Annotated in this window: 19 protein-coding genes and 1 pseudogene; 15 read left to right on the forward strand and 5 right to left on the reverse strand. The window is 64.7% G+C overall.

Annotated features, from left to right (window positions below; genetic code table 11):
• Positions 1–35: 35 nt before the first annotated feature.
• A complete protein-coding gene (locus J2S96_RS08775; RefSeq protein ID WP_306861923.1) occupies positions 36–1,451 on the reverse strand; it encodes an NAD(P)H-quinone dehydrogenase in 1,416 nt (471 codons plus the stop codon).
• Between the two features lie 146 nt (positions 1,452–1,597).
• Between J2S96_RS08775 and J2S96_RS08780 the strand changes: the two genes are divergently transcribed.
• The 4 genes from J2S96_RS08780 (at position 1,598) to J2S96_RS08795 (ending at position 5,916) form a co-directional block, all read left to right on the forward strand.
• Positions 1,598–2,398: a purine-nucleoside phosphorylase gene (locus tag J2S96_RS08780; RefSeq protein WP_306861925.1), complete on the forward strand. Its 801-nt coding sequence runs from the start codon at positions 1,598–1,600 to the stop codon at positions 2,396–2,398.
• 106 nt (positions 2,399–2,504) lie between these two features.
• Positions 2,505–3,104 (forward strand): hypothetical protein, encoded by a 600-nt coding sequence (locus tag J2S96_RS08785; RefSeq protein WP_306861927.1) that lies wholly within the window; start codon positions 2,505–2,507, stop codon positions 3,102–3,104.
• 117 nt (positions 3,105–3,221) lie between these two features.
• Positions 3,222–3,950, forward strand: a complete 729-nt coding sequence (locus J2S96_RS08790) for a YcnI family copper-binding membrane protein (protein ID WP_306861929.1) — start codon at positions 3,222–3,224, stop codon at positions 3,948–3,950.
• A gap of 217 nt (positions 3,951–4,167) precedes the next feature.
• Positions 4,168–5,916, forward strand: a complete 1,749-nt coding sequence (locus J2S96_RS08795) for a phospho-sugar mutase (protein WP_306861932.1) — start codon at positions 4,168–4,170, stop codon at positions 5,914–5,916.
• Position 5,917: 1 nt separating this feature from the next.
• Here the strand turns inward: J2S96_RS08795 and nirD are convergent, their stop codons facing one another.
• Positions 5,918–6,289, reverse strand: coding sequence for a nitrite reductase small subunit NirD (gene nirD, locus J2S96_RS08800; RefSeq protein WP_306861934.1), 372 nt, complete (start codon positions 6,287–6,289; stop codon positions 5,918–5,920).
• A 280-nt stretch (positions 6,290–6,569) separates the two neighbouring features.
• Between nirD and nirB the strand changes: the two genes are divergently transcribed.
• The 3 genes from nirB to J2S96_RS08815 are packed head-to-tail and all read left to right on the forward strand — an operon-like array spanning position 6,570 to position 11,401.
• Positions 6,570–9,185 (forward strand): nitrite reductase large subunit NirB, encoded by a 2,616-nt coding sequence (nirB, locus tag J2S96_RS08805; protein WP_306861936.1) that lies wholly within the window; start codon positions 6,570–6,572, stop codon positions 9,183–9,185.
• Between the two features lie 10 nt (positions 9,186–9,195).
• Positions 9,196–10,230, forward strand: coding sequence for a uroporphyrinogen-III C-methyltransferase (gene cobA, locus J2S96_RS08810; protein WP_306861938.1), 1,035 nt, complete (start codon positions 9,196–9,198; stop codon positions 10,228–10,230).
• Positions 10,231–10,240: 10 nt separating this feature from the next.
• Positions 10,241–11,401, forward strand: a complete 1,161-nt coding sequence (locus J2S96_RS08815; protein ID WP_306861940.1) for a uroporphyrinogen-III synthase — start codon at positions 10,241–10,243, stop codon at positions 11,399–11,401.
• Here the strand turns inward: J2S96_RS08815 and J2S96_RS08820 are convergent.
• Positions 11,398–12,855, reverse strand: a complete 1,458-nt coding sequence (locus tag J2S96_RS08820) for a sugar porter family MFS transporter (RefSeq protein WP_306861942.1) — start codon at positions 12,853–12,855, stop codon at positions 11,398–11,400. The two genes, J2S96_RS08815 and J2S96_RS08820, sit on opposite strands and share 4 nt — an antisense overlap.
• Before the next feature lie 133 nt (positions 12,856–12,988).
• Between J2S96_RS08820 and J2S96_RS08825 the strand changes: the two genes are divergently transcribed.
• From J2S96_RS08825 to J2S96_RS08860, 8 genes and pseudogenes are all read left to right on the forward strand, one after another.
• Positions 12,989–13,999 carry a LacI family DNA-binding transcriptional regulator gene (locus tag J2S96_RS08825; RefSeq protein ID WP_306861944.1) on the forward strand — a complete coding sequence of 337 codons (1,011 nt, stop codon included), beginning with the start codon at positions 12,989–12,991 and terminating at the stop codon, positions 13,997–13,999.
• 184 nt (positions 14,000–14,183) lie between these two features.
• A pseudogene (locus J2S96_RS08830) lies at positions 14,184–15,092 on the forward strand (FAD-dependent oxidoreductase).
• Positions 15,093–15,247: 155 nt separating this feature from the next.
• On the forward strand, positions 15,248–15,952 hold the full coding sequence (deoC, locus tag J2S96_RS08835; protein WP_306861946.1) for a deoxyribose-phosphate aldolase: 705 nt from the start codon (positions 15,248–15,250) through the stop codon (positions 15,950–15,952).
• Positions 15,953–16,005: 53 nt separating this feature from the next.
• Positions 16,006–16,230, forward strand: coding sequence for a hypothetical protein (locus J2S96_RS08840; protein WP_306861948.1), 225 nt, complete (start codon positions 16,006–16,008; stop codon positions 16,228–16,230).
• Between the two features lie 363 nt (positions 16,231–16,593).
• Positions 16,594–17,076 (forward strand): hypothetical protein, encoded by a 483-nt coding sequence (locus J2S96_RS08845; RefSeq protein WP_306861950.1) that lies wholly within the window; start codon positions 16,594–16,596, stop codon positions 17,074–17,076.
• 115 nt (positions 17,077–17,191) lie between these two features.
• The gene (locus J2S96_RS08850) at positions 17,192–18,031 is read left to right on the forward strand and encodes a COG1470 family protein (protein WP_306861952.1); all 840 of its coding nucleotides are present in this window, start codon (positions 17,192–17,194) and stop codon (positions 18,029–18,031) included.
• 16 nt (positions 18,032–18,047) lie between these two features.
• Positions 18,048–18,557 carry a hypothetical protein gene (locus tag J2S96_RS08855; protein ID WP_306861954.1) on the forward strand — a complete coding sequence of 170 codons (510 nt, stop codon included), beginning with the start codon at positions 18,048–18,050 and terminating at the stop codon, positions 18,555–18,557.
• On the forward strand, positions 18,554–20,053 hold the full coding sequence (locus J2S96_RS08860) for an OmpL47-type beta-barrel domain-containing protein (RefSeq protein WP_306861956.1): 1,500 nt from the start codon (positions 18,554–18,556) through the stop codon (positions 20,051–20,053). Before J2S96_RS08855 ends, J2S96_RS08860 begins: the two co-directional genes overlap by 4 nt.
• A gap of 9 nt (positions 20,054–20,062) precedes the next feature.
• On the opposite strand, the gene J2S96_RS08865 is transcribed toward J2S96_RS08860, so the two are convergent.
• Together J2S96_RS08865 and mfd are read right to left on the reverse strand one after the other, a co-directional pair.
• A complete protein-coding gene (locus J2S96_RS08865) occupies positions 20,063–20,869 on the reverse strand; it encodes a metal-dependent hydrolase (RefSeq protein ID WP_306861958.1) in 807 nt (268 codons plus the stop codon).
• Between the two features lie 4 nt (positions 20,870–20,873).
• Entirely contained in the window at positions 20,874–24,602 is a 3,729-nt protein-coding gene (gene mfd / locus J2S96_RS08870) for a transcription-repair coupling factor (RefSeq protein WP_306861960.1), read from the reverse strand.
• Positions 24,603–24,692 lie beyond the last annotated feature (90 nt).

Consider the following 24,692-nt stretch of genomic DNA (forward strand, 5'->3'; position numbering starts at 1 on the left):
TTGCGTGTCGAAAGTCGAGGCTGCGGGCCCACGACCTACATGTGCACGTGCAAGCGTCGCGCCGCTTCCGAAATGGAACCGGTCAGCGAGGGGTACACGGTGAACGTGCTTGCGAGGTCGTCGACGTGCAGTTTCTGTTTCACCGCAACGGCAATCGGGAAGATGAGTTCGGAGGCGTTCGGTCCGACGACGACGCCGCCGATCACGGTGCCCGAACCCTTGCGCGCGATGATCTTGACGAAGCCGTCCTTGGAGTTGCGCATCTTGGCGCGGGCGTTGCTCAGCAGGGAGAGCATGACGACGTCGCCCTGGTACTTGCCGGATTCGAGGTCCGCCTCGGAGACGCCCACGGAGGCGATTTCCGGCGAAGTGAAGATGTTGGATGCGACTTGGTGGAGCTTGATCGGCATGACGGCATCGCCCAGGAAGTGCGCAATGGCAATGCGGCCCTGCATGGCCGCGACCGAGGCGAGGGCCAGGGTTCCCGTGCAGTCGCCGGCGGCGTAGATGTTCGGCGCGGTGGTGCGCGAAACGCCGTCGACCTTGATGTGGCCGGACTCCGTGACGGCGACACCTGCCTCTTCCAGCCCGATTCCGGCGGTGTTGGGAATGGAACCCACGCACAAGAGGCAGTGGCTGCCCGTCACCACCGAACCGTCGCCCAGGGTGACCTGAACGCCGGCCTCGGTCCGTTCAACGGCCTCCGCGCGTGAACGGGACAGAACGCGCACACCGCGGCGCTTGAAGACACCCTCAAGGACCTGGGCCGCGTCCGAGTCCGAACCGGGCAGCACCTGGTCGCGGCTCGAAATCAGCGTGACGTTCGAGCCAAGGCCGTTGTAGGCTGACGCGAATTCGGCCCCCGTGACGCCGGAGCCGACGACGATCAGGTCTTCCGGAAGTTCCTCAAGGTTGTAGATCTGGGCCCAGTTCAGGATGCGCTCACCGTCGGGCTTTGCCGTGGGCAGTTCCCGGGGGTGGGCGCCGACGGCGAGAAGAATAGCGTCGGCCGTAATCGTCTTGACGCCGTCCAAGGTGATGACCTCGATGGTGTGGTTGTCCAGGAGCTTTCCGGAACCCATCAGGATCTCCACGCCAAGGCGCTCCAGGCCCACCCGGATATCGTCCGACTGCTCCCGGGCGAGGTGGAGGAGGCGATCGTTGATGTGGCCCAGATCGGCGCGCATTCCCGGCGCCACATCGCTTCCGTCGACGGCGAACTTGACTCCCAGCTCCCCCGCCTCGCCGACGCGGGTCATCAGATCCGCCGTCGCGATCAGGGTTTTGGAAGGTACGACGTCGGTGAGGACGGCAGAGCCGCCGAGCCCGGCACGCTCGATGAGGGTCACCCGCGCTCCCAAGGACGCCGCGACCATTGCCGCTTCATATCCGCCTGGACCTCCGCCCAGGATCGCGATTCGTGGTGAGCTGAAGTCAGGATGCATGGTCACAATGTTCCATTCTCACTTAATGCCGGCCGAGCTGCCACTAAGCCCCACCTGAGAACGCCCGAAGAGACCGTTTACCGCGAACCATCGCGCCCTGTTCAACCGTGCGCGCGGCACTGTAGTTTGTACCAGTGAGTAACACAGAGCTGATGAACACAGACCCATTCGAGGCCGCCGAAGCTGCGGCCGACTACATCGCGGCGGAGACCGGCGTCGAATCCCACGACGTCGCGCTCGTACTCGGCTCAGGCTGGGGCGCGGCTGCGGATCTCATAGGCGAAACGACGGCGACCCTCACGGCGTCGGAAGTTCCGGGATTCCACGCCCCTGCCGTTGAGGGGCATGTGGGCACCATCCGCTCGGTCCTGACGAAGGAGGGCAAGCGCGCCCTCGTCCTGGGAGCGCGTACCCACTACTACGAAGGCAAAGGCGTTCGCGCAGTGGTCCACGGTGTGCGCACGGCTGCGGCGGCGGGATGCAAGACCCTGGTGGTGACCAACGGCTGCGGTGGCCTGAACGAAGCGTGGACTCCCGGCACTCCCGTGTTGATCAGCGACCACATCAACCTGACTGCGGCTTCTCCCCTTGAAGGAGCCACGTTCGTCGACCTCACGGACCTCTATTCCTCCCGCATCCGTGACCTGGCGCGCGAAGTGGATCCCACGCTCGACCAAGGCGTCTACGCCCAATTCACCGGCCCGCACTACGAAACTCCGGCCGAGGTCCAGTACGCCAAGCGAATCGGCGCGGACTTGGTGGGCATGTCCACCGCTTTGGAGGCAATCGCAGGCCGGCACGCAGGCATGGAGGTCTTCGGCATCTCCCTGGTGACCAACCTGGCCGCGGGCATCAGCCCGGTACCCCTGAGCCACCAGGAAGTCATCGAGGCAGGCCAGACCGCGGGTGCACGCATCTCGCGCCTCCTGGCGGACATCATCGCGAAGCTTTGATCGAGCAGCCGGGGAGTCAAGGCTCCCCGGCTCTTCCGGAGTTCGTTGCACAGTAGAATTTCAGTGATTCTCCGCCACGACCCCGAACCGGAAAGGACCGTCGATCATGACATCCGCGCCGTTCCGGTTCTTGCGCACCAGCCTGATCGGTTCGATCATTCTGGGCTTGGCTGCGGGCGGCCACCTGGCCGGCGGCGGTAACCTGCCTGCACCCGCCATTCTGACGGCACTCTGTGCGCTGACAATCCTCCCCGTCGCAATCCTGACGCGCTACCGGCTTTCGGTGCCGGTCCTCGCGGGGCTGCTGGGGGCCGGGCAGCTTTGCCTTCACTGGGCGTTCTGCGCCCTGTCCGGGGCTTCCTCTGCGTCTCGCCTGCAGTCCGGGCATGCAGGACATGTCGTATTTGTGCCAGCCGCGGATACCCTAAGCGCCGCCTCAACCCACGTGGCGGCAAGCGACTGGCAAATGCTCGCGGCGCACACCGTTGCAACCTTGGGCACGGCGCTGGTGCTCGCACGGGGCGAACAAGCATTATGGGCGCTGGCGGCCTGGCTGCGCCCGTTGATCCAGCTCCCTGCTCCGACAGCGATCCAACCACTTCAGACGCCCGTCCCCTGCCCGATCCCCGATGTGCGTCCTCGAGGTCTGACCGGCCTTCGGCTTCCTTCCCGGCGTGGTCCGCCTGCCCTGGTGTCCGCCGCCTGAAACCCTCCCCTTTCACAGACGGGCAGGCATAGGCGGCGATTCGCTGCATTCACCGGTCCGGAGCTACGTCCGTCCCGGTCCCCTCCCGCTTTTCCTTTGTGAAAGGGCACCATTGCCATGAAGACCTCCCACCGCCGTACCCTCAAAACCGCCTGCGCCGCCGCAATGGCTGCCGGGCTGCTTGCCTTCGGCGTCTCGGCCGCCTCGGCACACGTCAACGTAGACCCCGACGACCCGGCAGCGGGCGGCTACACCCATCTGACGTTCAACGTCCCCAACGAGTCCGCGACGGCCAAGACCAACAAGCTCGAAGTCTCACTCCCCACCGACACTCCCTTCAACGCGGTATCCGTGAAACCGGTCGAGGGCTGGACGGCCGAGCTTGTCACCACCACGCTGCCCAAACCCATCACGGTCGCAGGGGCAACCGTGACCAAGGCGATCACTTCGGTCGTCTGGACCGCGGACGCCGCCCACCAGATCGGGCAGAACGAATACCAGGCGTTCTCGATCTCCGTGGGTGCCCTGCCCGACGCCGGCACCACCATCACCTTGCCCGCAACCCAGAGCTACACCGACGGCACAGTGGTGAAGTGGGACGAGAAGACCGTTGAAGGCCAGCCGGAACCGGAACACCCGGCTCCCTCGTTCGTGACTACGGCCAGTGACACAGCCGCATCCTCCACGTCCTCCCCGTCCGCGACCCCGGGTCCGTCGGCTGCGGCATCGACGGCATCCAGCGACGCAGGATCCACGGCGGGCTGGTTCGGACTCGCTGCCGGTTTGATCGGCTTGGCCGCGGGCGTCACAGCCCTTGCGCGGACCCGGCCCACGAAGAGCAAATAGCGAACCCGCCGTCGGATTCTGCTCAATCATTTCGTCCATCGCAGCCTGCGGCCGCCAGATTCCGGACTCCCGCAGTTTGTCCATTCGAATGATTGAGCAAAATCCTACGCGTGGCCACTCCGGCAGCACCCCTGACGCTGCCGGAGTGGCCGTACTGTGACTCTTGCCATAGCCATCGACCTCGGCATTCATTGTCTTTGACGATAGCTTTGTCACTATGACATCGAGCGATGCCGCATTTGAAAAGCTGATATCCGACGCCGCCGAGTGGGCTGCCCAGGACCCGGACCCGGTCACTGCTGCAGCCCTGTCCGAACTGATCGAACTCGCCTCCAACGGCGTTGCCGCAGCCCGTCAACAGCTTGAAGACAGCTTCAGTGGAACGCTGCAGTTCGGTACCGCGGGACTTCGAGCGGCCCTCGGCCCCGGTCCCAACAGGATGAACCGCGTCGTGGTGCGGCGGGCAGCCGCAGGCTTGGCGGCCTTCCTCAAGGACGCCGTTGAGGCGGCTGCCGCCGGAAGGCGGCCGCGCGCCGTCGTCGGCTATGACGCGAGGCACAACTCAGACGTCTTCGCACGCGAGTCCGCTGCCATCTTTACGGCCGCGGGGATCGAAACGTTCCTGATGCCTTCTGCGCTTCCCACCCCGCTGCTCGCTTATGCGGTCCGTTCCCTCGATTGCGACGGCGGCGTCATGGTCACAGCGAGCCACAACCCGCCGCAGGACAACGGATACAAGGTGTACCTGGGCGGCCGGGCCGTCGAGGAAAGCGGCCAAGGATCCCAGATCGTGGCGCCCTACGATTCGCAGATCGCCGCGAGCATCGAAGCCGTGGGCCCCTTGGATTCCATTGAACTAGCCGAATCCGGCTGGACCGAGCTGCCCTCTTCCATCACCGACGAGTATGAAGCTGCGATGGCCGGGCTGGCCGACGTCGGGAACTTCCCGGCCCGGGAGCTGAAGATCGTCTTGACCCCCATGCACGGCGTGGGTGGCGAGACTGCGGTGTCGGTACTCAATGCGGCGGGCTTCACGGACGTCTCCCTCGTGGAAGAGCAAGCCGCACCGGATCCGGACTTTCCCACGGTCAGCTTCCCGAACCCGGAGGAGCCCGGGGCCCTGGATCTGGCTTTGGCGGCAGCGGCGCGCTTGGACGCGGACCTCGTGCTGGCCAACGACCCCGACGCCGATCGCGCGGCGGTTGCGGCGAAGGACCCGGACACGGGTGCTTGGCGGATGTTGCGCGGCGACGAAGTAGGCGCCCTGCTGGGCGCACACGTCGTGGCCAGGCACGCCGTCGACGCCCGGCTTAGCGACGCGAACCGGGGCGTTTTTGCCAATTCGATCGTCTCGTCACGCTTGCTCGCGCGGATCGCGACGGCGGCTGGATTTTCCCATGAGGAAACCTTGACGGGATTCAAGTGGATTTCCCGCGTGCCGGGACTCGTGTACGGCTACGAGGAAGCCTTGGGTTACTGCGTCGCGCCCGAACTCGTCCGGGATAAGGATGGCATTTCCGCCTCCTTGCTCATCGCCGAACTAGCGGCGGCGGCCAAGGCCGAAGGAAAAACGATCTTCGACACCTTGGACGAGATCTACCTGGTGCACGGACTACATGCGAGCGACCAGCTCAGCATCCGGGTGGCGGACCTTGGTTTGCTGGACGCCATGATGAACCGCCTTCGGGCCGATCCGCCGGAGTCCTTTGGCGGTTCCGCCATCGAGACATTCGTGGACTTGGCCGAGGGAAGCGAACAACTGCCCCCAACGGATGGCCTCCTCTACCTGACCAAGGACCTGAGCCGCGTCATCATCCGGCCTAGCGGCACCGAGCCGAAGCTCAAGTGCTACCTGGAGGTCATCAAGTCGGTCGGTTCCGCGGCGGAACTCGCAGAAACCCGACACGATGCTCGGAGCACTTTGGACCAGATCCTCGCCGATGTCCGCGAAGCGCTGGGACTCTGAGCTAAACCTCAACTTCGATGAAGCCGTCAACCATGCGGGTCCTGAAGGCCGGAAGCCGAAGCCCGGGGTTGGAATAGCACTCACCGGTCTGCAGGTCGTAGACCTCTTTGTGCAACGGCGAAGCGATGGTGGGGCGTGATCCGCGGGAACCGGTGATGCCGCGGGCCATGACGTTGGCCAACGTTGCCGGGTCCTGTTGGGCCACTGCGTAGACATTTTCGGCGTCGACGCGGAAAAGCGCCACCTGCACACCCTCGATCAAGGCTGCCTCGCCCCAAGCCGGCTCCAGCTCGTCCAGCGGGCATACGCGGTGCCAGCCGGACGCCGTCGACTCGCGCACACGTTGTTCTTTCCGCTCCAGAATGACAGTCATGTCAACCCCTCTCAGTATGCCTGCGGCCGGACGGGTGCTGTCCGTTCCGTCCAGGCGCTGGCCGCCAAGCAGCCATACCCTCAACGTAGGCGGGGAGTGTTTCACCGGAACGCTGTCAATGTGTCCGGGGAGTAAAAGAGACCTCACTCGTCCCGACATCCAACCGTGACCCAGAAGTTAAGACCACGAAACAAAAGGGAAACTGAGGAGAAACTGCCCGTCCGTAGCCTGAAGTGACAAGTTGCGGAGTACGTTCTGCGGCGTATGCGAAAGGCCACCAGTGACCGGACACACTTCCACCCCAGAAAACCAGCGCCGTATTGTTGTTGCCGGCGGAGGCCCTGCGGCCCACCGTTTTGCCGATGCCATGCATACCCGCGGCCTTGAGGGCTGGCACGTCACGGTCCTGGCAGAGGAAGATCACGTTCCGTATGACCGGGTCACCCTGAGCAAGGCGCTGACCGATGTGGACTGCAACCTCACCTTGGGCGACATGTCCATGTGGGAGCACGATGCGCTGGACCTGCGCACAGGCGAGCGCGTGGTCAAGATCAACCCCGGGGCCAAGTCCGTGGAAACCGCGGCCGGCAACAGCTACTTCTACGACCACCTGGTGGTGGCGACCGGCTCTGACGCGGCGCAGCTACCCTTCCCCGGCGGCGAACTCGCCCATGTCTACCGCACGCTCGACGACGTCTGGGCCATCAACAAAGCCATCGCCCAGCTCACCGAAAAGCTCGGCCGGACCGTCAAAACCGTGACCATCGGTGGCGGCCTCCTCGGCTTGGAAGCAGCGGCCGGCACCATGGAGCTGGGCGCGCAGGCCACCGTCATCAATGGTTCACGCTGGCTCATGAATGCCCAACTGGATGAAGGCGCGGGCCAGGCACTGGGCCGGCTCGTCACGGCCAAGGGACTCGAGGTTCTTACCGGAACCTACCCCGCCGAAGTTTTGTCCGACGACGACGGCCAGGTCACCGGTGTCCTCATGAAGGACGGCCGCATCATCCCCGCTGACATGGTCATAGCCTCCATCGGCATCCGGCCCCGCGATGAGCTGTTCCGTGCCGGCGAAGGAGGAGAGCCGCTGTTCCAACTGGGCAAGAAGGGTGGCGTAGTCATCAACGACCACTGCGCCACCGCGGTCCCGGGCATTTGGGCCATCGGTGAGGTGGCGAACTTCGAGGGCATGTGCCTGGGGCTGGTGGCGCCGGCGAACACGATGGCCGAGATCGTGGCCGACCGCCTGCACGGCGGGCAAGCGACATTCCCCGGCTTCGACACGGCCACCAAGCTCAAGCTCTCCGGCGTGGACGTGGCCAGCTTCGGCGACGCGTTCGCCACAACTGAGCACTCCCTGGAAATCGTCTACGCCGACCCGGCCCGCGGCGTCTACCAGAAAATCGTCACCACCGATGACGCCAAGACCCTCCTGGGCGGCATCTTCGTTGGCGACGCCACCCCGTACATGAGCCTGCGCCCGCTACTGGGCCGGGAGCTGCCCGCCGAACCCGGCGCCTACCTCACCGCCGCCGGCGGCGGGGAAGCCCCCGAAACCGAACTGCCCGACGACGCGATCCTGTGCTCCTGCAACAACGTGGCCGCCGGGTCCATCCGCGACGCGATCAAAGGCTGCGGCACCTGCGAAGGCAACGCGCCCGTCCAGGAACTCGGCGAACTGAAGGCCTGTTCCCGGGCCGGAACCCAGTGCGGATCCTGCGTGCCGATGCTCAAGAAGCTCCTCGAAGGCGAACTGAAGAAGTCCGGCATCGAGGTCTCCAAGGCACTGTGCGAACACTTCGAGCTCTCCCGCCAGGAACTCTTCGACGCGATCCGCGTCCTGGAACTGACCTCATTCGAAGACATCCTGGCCAAATACGGCAAGGGCGCCGGCTGCGACATCTGCAAGCCGGTCATCGCCTCGATCCTCGCTTCCCAGAACAGCGAATACGTCCTCGGCGCCGGCCGCGGCACCCTGCAGGACACGAACGACCGCGCCTTGGCCAACATGCAGAAGGACGGCACCTACTCTGTGGTCCCCCGGATCGCCGGCGGTGAGATCACCCCGAAGGGTTTGGGGGTGATCGCCGCGGTTGCAGAGAAGTATGGGCTGTACACGAAGATCACCGGCGGGCAGCGCATCGACATGTTCGGTGCCCGCCTCGAGCAGCTCCCGGACATCTGGAAGGAACTCGTCGACGCCGGCTTCGAGTCAGGCCAGGCCTACGGCAAGAGCCTGCGCACCGTGAAGAGCTGCGTGGGCTCCACCTGGTGCCGCTACGGCGTCCAGGACTCGGTGGCCATGGCCATCAACCTGGAGCTGCGCTACCGCGGCCTGCGCAGCCCGCACAAACTCAAAATGGGCGTCTCCGGCTGTGCCCGCGAATGCGCCGAGGCGCGCGGCAAGGACGTTGGCGTCATCGCCACCGACAAAGGCTGGAACCTCTACGTCGGCGGCAACGGCGGCTTCCTGCCCGCCCATGCCCAGCTCCTCGCCCAGGACCTGGACGATGACACCCTGATCAAATACATCGACCGGTACCTCATGTACTACATCCGCACGGCCGACCGGCTCCAACGCACCGCACGCTGGCAGGAAGAACTCGACGGCGGCCTCCAACACGTCCAGGACGTCGTGGTGAACGACTCCCTCGGCATCGCCAACGAACTCGAGTCCGCCATGGCCCGCCACATCGACACCTACCAGGACGAATGGGCCGAGACCCTCAAAGACCCCGAACGCCTGCGCCGCTTCCGTTCCTTCGTCAACGCCCCCGAGCAACAAGACGACGCCATCACCTTCGTCCCCGAACGCGGGCAGATCCGCCCCGCCACCAACGAAGAAAAGGGCCGTGTGCTCATCGCCAGCACGATCCCTGTTCGCAGCCAGGACTAAGGAGCAACCCATGCAGCTCACCATCGACCTCACAGGCCGCGACGTTCTGGTCACAGGCTCGGCCCACGCCGCACGGCAGGCCGTCCGGCGCTACGAAGCCGCCGGCGCCGCCGTGTACCGGCTCAGCACCCCGGATGGAGCCGACACTGACGGTCCTCTGCCCGAACGTCCCTTCCTGGTCGCGGCAGTCGACGACGGCCAGCGTGGCTGGGAGCCCCTGCTCGATCGCTGCCGGGAAGCAGGGATCCCCATCGCCAGTGAACCTGCTGCGGGCGAGTCGGGCCACGTCACCCTCGTCGGCGGCGGTCCCGGCAGCCTCGAGCTGCTGACCGTGGGCGCGCTCACTGCGCTGCGGGACGCCGACGTCGTCTTCTACGACAGGCTCGCCCCTCAGGCGGAGCTGGCGCACCTCACTTCCGCTGAACTGGTGGACGTCGGCAAGAGCCCCGGGCATCACAAGGTCGCCCAACGCGACATCGAAAAACTCATGGTCGACGCCGCACTGACGGGCAAGAACGTGGTTCGGCTCAAAGGAGGCGACCCCTATGTCTTCGGCCGGGGCGGCGAAGAAGTCAGCGCTTGCGTGCGGACGGGCATCCCGGTCCGCGTCATCCCGGGTGTTACGAGCGCCATCTCGGTCCCGGCGGCCGCCGGCATTCCTGTCACGCACCGCGAGGTCAGCCACATGTTCACGGTTGTCTCAGGCCACGCACCACTGACCGAGAAGGAGCATTTGCACTTGGCCGGGCTCGGCGGGACAATCGTGGTCCTCATGGGCATCGGCACCCTCCCCCAACTCGCCGCCGGGCTCCGGCGGGCCGGGATGGATCACGCAACGCCCGTGGCGGTCGTTGAACGCGGCTACCGCCCCGGACAGCGAACCACCATCGCCGAACTCGGTACCATCGAAACCGCAGCTGCAAGCTGCGCCAACCCGGCCGTCCTTGTCATCGGCGAGGTGGTGCGGGTAGCCGAATGCAACCGCGCCCACGCCGAAGCCACCGCAGACCTCGACCGCCTCGCAGCTTCCCTCTTTGAAGCCTGAAAGAACACAAATGACTACGTTGAATGCACTTGATTCCCTCGATGCAGGCTCGCCATTGGCCACCCCTGGACCAAACGACGATGCGCCCCTGGACGGTTTCCGCATCGGAGTGACTTCACACCGGCGTTCACGCGACTTAATCGAGGCGCTCGAAAGGCGCGGTGCTTCCGTGCTGCACGCCCCCGCGTTGAAGATCGCGCCGGTCCAGGAAGACATCACGCTCATTGAGGACACGAAAACCATCATCGCGGCCAAGCCCGATATCTGCATCGCCACCACCGCCTACGGCATGCGCCGCTGGTGCGAAGCCGCGGACTCCTTCGGCATCGGCGAGCAACTTCTCGACGTCCTCGCAGCCTGCCGCATGTTCGTGCGGGGTCCGAAAGCCCGCGGTGCGGTCCGCGCGGCCGGCCTTGCCGACGTCGGGATCAGCAGTGACGAAACCACCGCCACATTGGTGGACCTGCTCCTTCAGGAAGGCGTCCGCGGGAAAACCGTCGCCGTGCAGTTGCATGGCTACACCGACGTCCGCCAGCTGGAGCGCCTCCGGATGTCCGGCGCGACGGTCCTCACCGTCACGCCCTACCGCTGGGTAAGGCCCGACGGCGAAGACAAGCTTCCGCGCCTCATCGAAGCCGCCTGCAGTGGAGACTTGGATGTGCTCACCTTCACGAGCGCGCCCGCCGTGGACGCCATGTGGAGCACGGCCCACGAGATGGGCCTGTACCTCCAGCTGCTCGAGGCCCTCAAGACCCAGGTGACCGTTGCCGCCGTCGGACCTGTTACCGCACAGCCGCTCATCGACGCCGGACTCGCCCCGCTCATCCCGGACCGTTACCGCATGGGCGCGCTGATCCGCCTCGTCACCGAACACCTGGCCCTGAACCATGTGCGCCGGCTCGACACTCCCGCAGGGAACATCGAGCTGCGCGGCCGCTGCTTGAGGATCGACGGTTCAGCGGTGGAACTGGCCCCGGCTCCGCTGCTTCTCCTGCGAGCGCTTTTGGGTGCCGGGGGCGCCGTGCTGTCCCGCGAGGCGCTTTCCGACCTTCTGGAATTGCGTGGCTCGGTCCACGCCCTGGACATGACGGTGAGCCGTTTGCGGTCCTCGCTGCCGGACGCGACCCTCGTGGAAACCGTGGTCAAGCGGGGCTACCGGCTCCGGGTCTAGCTCGGGTTCCCGCGGACCAGGTAGATAGCACCGGTGGTGACGTCTTCCTCGAGTGCTTCCAGGGTGCGGCCACGGGTTTCGGGGACCTGTTTGACGACGAAGGCCAGGGCCAGCGCCCCGACCACGGCGAAGAGGAAAAAGGTACCTGTGATCCCGACTCCCGCGACCAGCGACGGGAAGAACAGCGAAAGGAAGCCGTTGACGACCCAGAGGAAGAAGATCGAGACGCCGGTGCCGAAGCCGCGCATGTGCAGAGGAAAGACCTCAGACAGGTAGACCCACACCGCGACGTTCAAGAACGTCTGCATGGACCCGACAAAGGCAACCACCAGGAAGAGGATCACAAACGGGCGGATCGGGTTGCCCACGGGCAATATCATTGACGCGAACCCGATGAGCAGGTGGCAGCTGGTGGTCAGTGAGAGACCGAGGATGAAGGTCTTGCGACGGTCGATCCGGTCCATGAGCGATAAGGCGATGATGCCGCCGACCACGGCGATCACGCCGGGCGCGATGTTCGCGATGAGCGCGCCGCTCTCATTGAAGCCAGACTCGACGAGCACCGTCTGGCCGTAATACATGATCGAGTTGATGCCGGTCAGCTGTTGGGCGACTCCCAGGCCGATGCCAACAAGCAGGATACGGAACAGGTTCTTGTTGCTGAACACCGCTCGCCAACCGATCTGCTGGCTCTCCTGCTCCTCCTTCGCGACGTTCTCGACCTCACTAAGCTCCGCGATCGCGCGGTCCTCGGAGCGGACGGAACGCAGCACGGCGAGGGCCTCATCGTGCCGGCCCTTTTCCACGAGCCAGCGCGGCGACTCAGGCACACGGAGCATACCGAAGAACAGCGCGATCGCCGGCAACGCACAGACGGTAAGCATGATCCGCCACACACCCGGAACGTCACCCCACACGATGCCGATGACGGCGTTGACGACGAAGGCCGCCAGCTGGCCGACGACGATCATGAGCTCATTGCGGCCGGCCAAGGAACCGCGGACCTCATATGGGGCCATCTCAGCCAGGAACACCGGGACCACCGCCGACGCGCCACCTACCGCGAGACCGAGCAGTATACGGCCGACGACGAGCACCCCGAAATTCGGAGTGAACACGCACACCAAGGTGCCGACGAAGAACAGCACCGCCAGCAGAATGATGGTCTTGCGACGCCCCCACCCATCCGAGACACGGCCGCCCGAGAGCGCGCCGATCGCCGCGGCGAAGACAAGAGAGCTTGCAACGATTCCCTCGGTGAACGGGGTGAGGTCGAGTTCGGCCGTCATTGGCCTGAGCGCCCCGTTGATGACACCAGTGTCATAGCCGAACAGCAGCCCACCGAAGGTGGCGATCAGGGCGACCATGCCAAGGCGCTGACGATGCGGGCCGTTGGTCAGTGGAGGAAGCGCCACTGCGCTGCCGACTCCCCTGTGGCTTTGGGTAGCAGACATCAGGACTCCTTTGTCTTGTGATGCGGGTCATGCACCCGCTGTGAACACTAGACTAACGCGCGAAAGAGATAAATGTAAGGTCAAACTAACAAATGACTCGATTGCGACTGCTTCGCCGTGGGAAGATGAACCCATGGGTCTTGACCGGCAGTTCCGTCCCGCAACGCAAAACGATGTGGCTCGTGAAGTCGGCGTCTCCCGCACGCTCGTGTCTTTCGCATTCCGCGATGCTCCTGGTGTCAGCGGCCAGACCAAGCAGGCCATATTCGACGCCGCGAAACGCCTCGGTTACCGGCCCAACGCGGCCGCCGCAGAACTGGCACGCAAGCATCGCTCCGCCGTCGGACTCTACCTGATGGACATCCACAACGAGGTCTATGCGGACATCCTCAGCGGCGTGAGGATGTCACTCCCCCAGGCCCGCAACCGACTCATCCTGAGCGTCTCCCAGTCGATCGACGGCGTGGATCCGGGGGCCGTGGAATCGCTGATCGAGGCACGGGTGGGGATTATCATCGCCGCAACCCTGCTCGACCCGGACGAACGAGTGCGGGAGCTGGCCCAAATCGTCCCGATCGTCAGCGTCGCGCGGGCAGTAGCCGGCGTGGACAGCATCTACTCCGACGACGATGCCGGCGCCCGAGCCGCCACTGAACACCTGCTCGGGCTGGGACACACCCGGATCGCCCACCTTGCCGGGCCCGACTACGAAGGCCACACGGTCCGCCGAAAAAGCTACGAAAAGACAATGCGCGGTGCGAGCCTTGTTCCCTGGACCGTATCGGCCGATGACTTCACGCAAGACGCCGGGCAACGCGCTGCAGCTGAACTGCTGGACGCCACGGATCGCCCGACAGCCATCTTCACCCACAACGACGAATTCGCGTTGGCGGCACGCGAAGCCGCCTACGCCAGGGGCCTGGCCATTCCCCGGGACCTGTCGCTGGTGGGCTACGACAATTCGCGGATCGGCCGGCTCCACGGCATCGACCTGACCTCGGTCGACCTGCACGCGATGGAACTGGGAAGCGTCGCCGGAGCCGTAGCCATGGAACGGCTCAACAATCCCGATGCTCCCATCGCGGACGAGCGACTCAATCCCGGGCTGGTAGTCCGTAACTCAACGGCGCCTCCCAAGCGATAACTCCGCGGCATGGACAGATTCCGGCCCCGCCCACCCCGTGTGACCCACCTCATTACCGGTTGGTAACCATCAGGGAACGGGTCACCGCCAAACGGCAACAGCGGGGAAACACCACCGAAAAACCGCGCGCCTACGCTGGACACGGGCACATCCACCACAGCCCAGTTCAGCGAAGGGACCCACCATGTCCACCACCCCGTCCGCAGCTTCAGTCCACATCGTTATCGCAGGAGCCGGGCCCGCAGCCCAGGCCCTGGTCCGCCACCTGGCCGGCGACACCACCACGCGACAGCCTGGAAAAGCAACGTTCCACGGCAGCATCACCGTGCTAAGCAACCGCGACGAATGCCCCGATTCGCTCCTTGAGCTCGCAGCCCTCCCCCATGTCTCCGTGCGTTTCGGCCAGGCCGCGAGCTTCATCGATGCCCAGGCCCGCACCGTCACCACCAGCGAGGGCCTCGAATTTACCTACGATCAATTGGTCATTGCCACTGGCTCCTCCCCCATGTACCCGCCGGTCCAAGGCTGAGCGCGCAGCCTGAGTTACTCCACGATCGACGACGCGGAGCAGATCGGCACCGCGGTCCAGGACATCTCCCGCGTTCTGGGCCGCCGCCCGCTGGGGATTTTGGTGGGCACCGGTCCGGCCGCCGGCCAGGCCGAGGCCGTGCTGCGCGCCCGCGGAGTCCGGCCCATTCGCACCACCTTGCGTCCAACCGCCGTCATGCCGTCGGTCGCCGGTTCGGTCCTGCCGGCTACCGGGATCCTCTTCGAGGACGGGAGCAGCATGAATGGCGATCTTGTGGTGCTCGCCGAGGAACGGCTGCCCCGCAACGAGCTCGCTGAAAGTGCCGGCCTGCAAACAGCTCCCGACGGCGGCATCAGGGTGGGGCGGGACTTCGCCACTTCGGTACCGGGCATCTGGGCGATCGGCGACGCCGCCTCCCGGGACGACATGCGCCTTGGGCTCATCTTCTCCTCGCATACCGCAGCCGCGCACTGCGCTGCACGGCTTGTGGAAGACGCCAGGCTCCGCACGTCCCGTCCCAAACCGTCCCTGCGTTCCGCACGCTCCGCCGTCGCCGCGGCCTGAACCGGATGGCCGGCGCGAAAGCGGCTGTGCGGGTCCATGCCCGGGCCCGCACAGCCCCCTGAGGGAGCCTCCGCGGCCGCAGGCAGTGTGGCAAGATGGTCATTTGACGAGCCGCGACCCTTGCGGCACACCGGGCCCGCCACGGAAGGACCTCCATGAGCAACGAAGCCTCCACTGCACTGGACAATAGCGCAAGCATCGCTTCATACATCGACCACACGCTCCTCAAGCCAGAGGCCAGCGAAGCCGAGGTGCGCCAGATCTGCGCGGAGGCGGCCGAATACAAGTTCAAGTCGGTCTGCGTCAATCCGATCTGGGTCAAGACCGTCACGACGGCCCTCAAAGGTTCAGGAGTGCTCACCTGCTCGGTTGTCGGCTTCCCGCTCGGCGCCACTCCCAGCGACGTCAAGGCTTTCGAAGCACGCGGCGCCGTGCTGGACGGTGCGGACGAAATCGACATGGTGATCAACATCGCCGCGGCACGTGCCGGGGACAAGGGCGCGTTGGTGGATGACATAACGGCCGTAGCGGACGCGGTCCACGCTGGCGGAGCCATCCTGAAGGTAATCATCGAGACTGCCCTGCTGACTGACGAGCAGAAGGTCCTGGCTTGCGAGGCCGCCGTCGAGGCCGGGGCGGACTTCGTCAAGACCTCAACTGGTTTCAATGGCGGCGGCGCCACGGTGGAAGACGTGGCCCTCATGCGCAAGACAGTGGGCCCGGACCTCGGTGTCAAGGCCTCCGGTGGAGTACGCTCCCTGGCTGATGCACAGGTTATGATTGCTGCTGGTGCAACACGTATCGGTGCGAGCTCCGGAATTGCCATCGTCAAGGGTGAACAGGGTTCATCCGCGTACTGAATTTCCCGGCAGCCGCCATAGTTTTTGAGCCCCCCGGGGCCGAGGAGGAAACCATGTCCCAGAACGCCAGCCAGCCCGTCGAAAAAGAGAACCCTTTGGGCCAGAGCATTCTGCTCTTTGTGATCAGCATGGTCCTGTTCCTCGGCGCCATCTACTCCCTGACTTACCTGACGTTGGAGAACACTTGGCCGATGGCCATCTGCCTGGTCCTCTTCGGCCTCGCCTTCTGGATTCCGCAGACCATCCTTGGCCGCTCCAACTCGGCCGGCGAAAGCTAAGAAAGCAACTGCAAAGCTGTGGCCCCGGACTTCGGTCCGGGGCCACTTTTCATTTAAGCCACCACAACTTTTGACCAACTTTGAACGCGAACGGCGGCGAACACGCCCCCAAGTTGGGCGTGTCGCCGTCGTTTTTCCGCCACAAACAGTCGTAAGTGGTGACCGAGCCGGTTCGCAAACCAAGTAGTACCACTCGTCTTGAATGGGAAAAACAGGTAACTCCACTCGTTGTTAGCTAAACATCGCCCGTGTCAGCATTTGGTCATCGATTGAATGGGCAATCGAAGCAAGGGTTGGAAATTTCGAATTCATTGCGGCTGTCGCCTGTTCTGGGGAAAACCATTTCAAAAAGGAGTCTCACTCATGCGCAAATTGAGCAAAAAAGGAAAAGTCTACGCGGCCGCAGCAACAATTGTCCTCGTGGCAGCAAGCGGCGGAGCCGCCTACGCCTACTGGACCAACACCGGTAGCGGTTCCGGCTCCGGAGCAACAGGGACAAACACCACCATCACGGCCGTGCAAACCAGCGTCGTCACCGGTCTGCAGCCTGGCGGTGCACCCCAGACTCTGAGCGGCAATTTCAACAACCCGAACACGAGCCCGGTCTACGTTACTGACGTGACGGCCACCATCGCAAGCGTGACCAAGGCTGCCGGTGTTGCCGGTACCTGCGATTCGAGCGACTACACGCTCCTCGGCGGAGTGATGCCCGTCGGCCACGAGGTGGCCAGCGGCACGGGCGTCGACGGCTGGAGCGGTGCGACGATCGCGTTCAACGATAAGGCCGGCACGAACCAGGACGCCTGCAAGGGCGCGACTGTCAACCTCTCCTACGCCAGCCGCTAGTCACCAACTGGTGGGCCCGTCACGGGCCCACCAGTTTGTGCACCCTGCCGTACAGAACACGCAGTAGAGAACCACCCCGTAAAGACCACGCAGGCCAAACCCCAAGGAGGAACCGGTGCAGAGCATCCAGGAGTTATTCCACTCGCCGCTTCGCATCGTCCGTGCGGGGGCCAAAATACTTCTCGTTGGCCTTCTCTTGGTAACCCTCACCTCGGGCGTAGTGCTCGCAGCCGGTAGTAATGGCAACCAAAACCCGCCAAAGGGCATCACCTTGCAGCTTGCCCCAACCAGCACGTCGGTCACCCAGGGAACAACGGCAAGCTATAACGTCGTGGTCCAGCCCTCGGGCGGGTTTGTTGGCAACGTCTCCCTGACAATCTCGGGGCTGCCGGCAGGTGCCACAGCATCGTTTTCGCCCACAGTCGTCACTGCCGGGCCAGGATCCGCTCCAGCGAACCTCGACGTGTCCACGACCTCCGCCACACCTCTTGGGACCTACGCCCTGAGCGTCAAGGGCACCAGCGGGACGTTGCAGTCCGCCGCCGTCGTCGTCTCCTTGACGGTGACCGCCGGCCAGCACCAACCGTTCACCATCTCAGGTGACCCCACCGGGTTTCTGGCACCGGGCAACGCAGTACCGATTAATCTTCAATTGACGAATCCGGGCAATTCCAGTCTCAACGTCACGGGCCTGACAGTTTCCATCACGGGAATCACCAGGACCGCCCAGGCCGTAGCTAACAACCGGCCGTGCAATCCTTCGGACTACGCAGTGACCCAATTCAGCGGCAGCTATCCGATCTCTGCCCCGCCGGGCAATTCATCGCTTTCCGGGAGCGGAATTCCGGCAGCTCGGTGGCCGCAGATAAGGATGTTGGACACGTCGCTTAACCAGGACGGTTGCAAAGGCGCAACCCTCCAGCTTTCCTACTCCGGAACGGGACAGGGCAACTGAAATGCGGTCAATTGACATGAGAGCGAACAGGTGGATGAAGACCGGCTCCTTGGCGGCAGCCAAAGCAGTCGCGACGGCTGCCGTATTCAGCTTGGTGCTGGGAGTCGGGACGGCCTACGCCTATTGGTCCACCTTCGGGATCGGCAGCGGCTCGGCCACCAGCGCCACCATGCAGACGGTGACCGTGGACGCCTTCATCGCCGGTGACAGTCCGGCAACCACCCTGGTTCCGGGCAGTACAGCTGACGTAATTGTCCGCGCGAGCAACCCGAATGCCTTCGCGGTCCAGGTGTACAGTTTCACCGCGAACGGAACCGCCACCGCGGATGCCTCCCACCCGCTGTGCACCACCACGGGCGTGACGTTCAACGCCCCGGCCGCTCCTTTGACGCCGACGGTATCCATACCGGCGAATTCCTCCATTCTGATCACCTTGCCAGCTGCGGCGTCCATGTCGACGGCTTCACAATCCAGCTGCCAAGGCGCCGTATTCCAAATTCCAGTGACGATGGCGGTCCGCAAATGAACAAGCCCAAGCACGCTGCAAGCCGTGGCAACAGGCACACACTCCGCCGCCGCGTCTCATGGACGCTCCTGGCGGTGCTCTTCATCTCCTGGGGCGGTCCGGCGGCCAACGCCTTCTGGCAGACGCTGAGCAGCAGCAATTTCGGGGCTGCAAAAGCGGACGCCATGCCGCAGGGCGGCTCTCCGGTGGCTTCGCTGAACGGTACAAATGCCACGGTCAGCTGGGCGGCCGTCGCCACGCCGGGCGGACACGCAGTAGCGGGCTACACCGTGGCCCGCTACTCGACTGCTTCGGGCGGCACCAAGATCGCCGCTGGAGGAGGCTGCACAGGGACGGTGTCCACTCTCAGCTGCGTGGAGCAAAACCTCCCTGCCGGGACCTGGTACTACACAGTCACCCCCGTCATTTCCCTCTGGACAGGCGCGGAGAGCGCACGGAGCGGTGGCGTCAACAGTGATTCGACACCACCGACCATCAGCGTCACCTCCGTCTCGCCAACGCCTAACGGCGCAGGCTACAACAACACCAGTCCGGTAACCGTGAACCTCAGTGCCGTGGACAACGCCGGCGGATCCGGCGTCGCGAACATCCAGTACACGGTGGACGGCGGCAGTACGGTGACCGTATATGCGGCCACCGCCGCGGTGAGCGTCACGGGCGACGGCACTCATTCGGTCTCCTACACGGCCACGGATGTCGCAGGGAACACGAGTAATACGCAGACCCAGGCGGTCAAGATCGATACTACAAAGCCTGTGGTGGGAGTTGCCTCAATCTCGCCAACGCCAAATTCCTTGGGCTACAACAGGACCAGCACGGTGACAGTAAACCTCAGCGCGACTGACGTTGGCGGTTCGGGCATTGCTTCCATTACCTACCACGTGGACAACCTCGCGCCGGCCACCGTCAACGCGGCCACCGCAGCGGTGGCCGTCAGCGGCGAAGGCACGCACACGGTCTACTACTCCGCGACGGACGTCGCAGGGAACCCCAGCGACTCCCAGACCCAGACGGTCACGATCGACACAACAGCCCCGACGGTCAGCGCCGTCACGATGGCCAACGGCGGCACGGCAAAGACAGCCGATAAAGGAGACACCCTCTCCATCGTCTTTTCGACGGACATGGACGCACACACCCTGTGCAGTGCCTGGAATTCCACCTCCGCCACCCAGAGCGTCGCAGGCACTGCAAGCATCAGCACGGGCAACGTACTGACATTCTTCAGCCCGAGCTGCACGGCACCCGCATTTGGCAGCGTCTCCCTCAATGCCCCCTACAACACAGGCACCGCGGCGCGGACCTTCGCGGCGACCATGGCCTGGACCCAGTCCACGGGAACCTTGGTCATCACCTTCAACACCGACGGCTCGGGTGGTGCGGCGGGAACTGGCCTATCACCGGCTACTCCGGTTTACACTCCGGCACCGGGCGCAGCGGACAAGGCAGGCAACGCGGTGGGAACCGTCAGCACAGGTGGCCAGTCGAAGTTCTAGATTCCACCGTCAACCACCCAACCCGACCACGAGGGCCAGGAGTGCCGGCCACTTGTTTCGGAGCAACGCCCACGCCGCCAGGCCGAGCCCAACCATGGCGTAGCCGCTCACGGGAGTCAGGACCAGCCACTCCCGCCGCGAACCGGCCTTGCCCAGCAAGGGGATGGAAAACGCACCGTTGGACCGCCAGATCCCGCTGACCAGGGGCAGCTTGCGCCAGAACTTCGGCGGCTTGATGACGATGGGCCACAGCAGCGGCACTCCCCCGGTGGTGATCATGTCGCCGACGATGTGGACTACGACGCCGGTGAGCATGGCCAAGGGCAGCCAGCTCCATTGGTGCGGAGCAAACCATGTGACCAGCCCGGCGATAGCGAGAGCGAACACCCAATTGGAGATCCACCCCGATTTCGGGAACAGCTTGAGGGCTTTGGCGGCGAGGTTGACCATGAACATGCACAACAGCCCCGCCCCGACAGACAAACGGCCTACCGGGGTATCCAGCTGGAACTGGGCAGCCATGGCGGCGAGCACCACGAACGCCGAGGCGCCCAACAGTGAATGGGTTCCCTGCCGGTGTCCCCCGCTGGCCTTCTCGATCCCGACGGCGATTACGTTGGACAGCGGCGGCAGCGAGTGGGCGATGGTGCTCGCGCGGTGGTCCCAATCGCACACGAGTGCGGTTCCCGCCGTCGTCATCGCACCGATGAGGATTCCGGTGGCGTCCAGCGGGTACCAGCCCAAGGCGTACGGGCCGGTTGAAGCAATAGCTATCCACGCCGCGGCTCCCGACGCGGCGTGATGTCCTCCCATCATCGGTTCAGCCAGCCGTTCGCGGCGAACCCGGCGAACCCGGCGAAGCCGAAAATACAGCCTCGATCACGGTGTTGGCCCATTCCAGGATCTCGGCGTCCTGCAGGTCGCGGCCGCCGATCCTCGCCGTCTTGGGCTTGGGGATGAGCACGGCGTCGAGGGCAGGCTTGATCTGCGAGCCCGGGTACATCCGGTTGAGCCGTATGACCTTGGATTCGGGCAGTTGGGCGGGCGAGAACCGGATGAAGTTGCCTTGGAGCGCGACGTCGGACAGCCCGGCTTCGCGGGCGCCCACCCTGAAGCGGGCCACGGCAATGAGGTTTTGGGCCGGCAGCGGCGGCTCACCGTAGCGGTCCACGAGTTCGGCCAACACTTCGTCGATCGCCTCGTTGGTGATGGCGGCGGCCAGTTTCCGGTAGGCCTCCAGCCGCAGGCGTTCGCCCGGTACATAGTCATGCGGCAAGTGGGCATTGACGGGCAGCTCGATCTTCATCTCGGCTGCCTTCTCCTCGGCCTCGCCGCGGTATTCAGCCACGGCTTCACCCACCAAACGGATGTACAGGTCGAATCCGACGCCTTGGATGTGCCCGGACTGTTCCCCGCCCAAGAGGTTGCCTGCGCCGCGGATTTCGAGGTCCTTCATGGCCAACTGCATTCCCGCCCCGAGCTCGTTGTGGGTTGCCACGGCTTTGAGCCGTTCGAGCGCCACTTCGCCCAAGGGCTTCTCGGATGGATACAGGAAGTAGGCATAGGCGCGTTCGCGGCCACGACCCACGCGGCCGCGCAGCTGGTGGAGCTGGGAGAGGCCGTACTTGTCCGCGCCGTCCACAATCAGGGTGTTGGCATTGGAAATATCCAGGCCGGTCTCAATGATGGTGGTACAGACCAGGACGTCGAAGCGCTTCTCCCAGAAGTCCACGATGATCTTTTCCAGGCGGCTCTCGGACATTTGCCCATGAGCCACCTCAACGCGGGCTTCGGGGACGAGTTCCCGGATCTGGGCGGCGATGCGCTCAATGGAGGACACTCGGTTGTGGACGAAGAACACCTGGCCCTCGCGCATGAGTTCGCGCCGGATCGCCGCGGAGGTCTGCTTGTTGGTGAACGGCCCGACATACGTCAGCACGGGGTGCCGTTCCTCGGGAGGCGTGGCCAGCGTGGACGTTTCGCGGATCCCCGTGAGGGACATTTCCAAGGTGCGCGGGATGGGAGTGGCGCTCATGGCCAGGACGTCCACGTTGGTGCGCATCTTTTTGAGGGCTTCCTTGTGCTCCACACCGAAGCGCTGCTCTTCATCGACGATCACCAAACCGAGATCCTTGAACTCGAAGTCCTTCGACAGCAGCCGGTGCGTGCCGATGACCACATCCACGGAGCCGCTCTTGACTCCCTCCATGGTCTCTTTGGCTTCCTTCGCACCTTGGAACCGTGACAGCGGCTTGACCCGCAAGGGGAATCCGGAGAAGCGCTCGGTAAACGTCTCATAGTGCTGCTGTGCCAGCAGCGTGGTGGGAACCAGTACCGCGACCTGTTTGCCATCCTGGACGGCCTTGAATGCAGCCCGGACCGCGATTTCGGTCTTTCCGTAGCCGACGTCGCCGGAGACCAGCCGGTCCATGGGAATCTCGCGCTCCATGTCGGCTTTGACTTCGTTGATAGTGGTGAGCTGGTCCGGCGTCTCCACATACGGGAAAGCTTCCTCAAGTTCCCGCTGCCACGGGGTGTCCGGAGCGAAGGCGTGCCCGCGCGAGGCCATACGCGCCGAATACAGCCTGATGAGCTCCCCCGCGATTTCCTTGACGGCCTTGCGGGCCTTGGACTTGGTGCTCGCCCAGTCGGCTCCGCCCATCTTGCTCAACGAGGGCGTGTCGCCCCCGACGTAGCGGGTCACCTGGTCGAGCTGGTCAGTGGGTACGAAAAGCCGGTCGCCGGGGGCACCGCGCTTGGACGCCGCGTACTCGAGGACGAGGTACTCCCGAAGGCCGGCGTCTCCCCCGGAGGGACCGGCAGAGGAGCCAGCCACCTTGCGCTGGATCAGCTCCACGAACTTCCCGATCCCGTGCTGTTCGTGGACCACGAAGTCGCCCGCGTGCAACTGGAGGGGGTCCACCGCGTTGCGCCGCTTGGAGGGCATGCGCCGCATGTCCTTCGTGGACCCCGCCGACGTGCGTCCCAGGAGGTCCGCTTCTGTGAGCAGCCCCAGCTTGAGTCCGTCCAGGACAAAACCGCGTCCGACGGCGGCAGTGGTCACCTCGATGATGCCGGCCTGCGGTTCATGGTCCAGGGAATCCACCCGGGAGCACGGGATGTCGGCATCATGGAACAACTCGGCGAGGCGCTGGGCGGGCCCGGGTCCGTCCGTGGCCACCACGATGCGCCATTGGTCACGCACGTGGGAGCCGATGAAGTCGAGCATCTCCGCAACGTCGCCTTGGTAGCCGCGCGGTTCACGGGCCTGCAGGTTCAAGACGTCGATATCAAGGACCAGTTCTTCGTCCGTGGCCAACGAGGTGATGGACCACCAAGAGACACCGTGGTTCAGCGCCGCGCTCCGGGTGTCCGTCAGGGACTGGAAGCTGGCCTCATGGAGGCTGGCGGCCGCATGCGAAGCCAGAGCTGTGTTCAATGCCAAAGGCACCGTTCCGCCGTCGGACGCCGTTGACCAGGCCGCCTCGAGGAACTCCTCGTTGGTGGCCGCGAGGTCATGCGCGCGCGTGCGGACCTTCTCCGGCTCAATGACAACGCCGATCGAACCGGCCGGCAACTGGTTTACGAAAGGCACCATGGCGTCCACCAGGACCGGGGCAAGGGACTCCATGCCCTCGACGGCGATGCCACCGGCGATCTTTTCCAGCATGTCCGCGGCGGCAGGCATGTCAGCCTTGAGCTTGGCCGCCCGTGACATGACCGACGGCGTGATGAGGATCTCCCTGCAAGGCGGGGCGTGCAATTCGCTCGGGTGGTGCACGGCCGGTCCGGAGAGCGAACGCTGGTCCGCCACCGCAAACCACCGCATCTGATCCACCTCGTCCCCGAAGAATTCCACCCTGATCGGGTGGTCCTCGGTAGGAGGGAAAACGTCCAAAATACCGCCCCTGACGGCGAATTCGCCGCGGTGGGTCACCATGTCCACGCGCGAATAGGCGGCATCGGCAAGGCGGCGTACCACGTCGCTGAAGGGCATTTCCTGCCCCACGCGCAACGTCACGGGGACCAGTTCCCCCAGGCCTGCCACGACCGGCTGGACCACTGCGCGGACTGGCGCCACGACCACCCGCAAGGGACCCGCCGTCGAGCTCTCCGGGTGGGCCAGGCGGCGAAGGACCGAGAGCCTGCGGCCCACCGTGTCCGAGCGCGGGGAAAGCCTTTCATGCGGCAGGGTTTCCCAGCTGGGGAAGGCAGCCACCGAGTCCGCCGGGAGATAGGCGGCCAAGGCCGCGGTAAGGTCCTCGGCTTCGCGGCCGGTCGCCGTCACTGCCAACACCACGGCGCTGGCTTCAAGATTTTGGGAGGCGAGGCCGTCGGCCATGTCCGCTAGCAGTGCCGCCCTCAAGCCGGCGGGGGCGCTGATCTGGTAGTCGCTGCTGCGTTCGCTGAAGGGCCGCGAAGCCTCGGGCCTGACCCGTGCGAACGTCCGGTCCTCACCCAGGGCACGCCGAAGACCATCAAGGGCTGGGACGGTGCCGGCAGGGCTGGTTCCGGAGTTGACCGCTGACGGTTGGCCTTTGGGGCTCATTGATGGCACTCCTCGGAAGAGGGACGTCGGATAGGGGAAAGCAGCACGAAAACCCGAAATTCTCTCGAATCCCGGGGCGTTCCTAGCCTA

The sequence above is a fragment of the Arthrobacter bambusae genome (assembly GCF_030812595.1).
GTDB classification, from domain to species: domain Bacteria; phylum Actinomycetota; class Actinomycetes; order Actinomycetales; family Micrococcaceae; genus Arthrobacter; species Arthrobacter bambusae_B.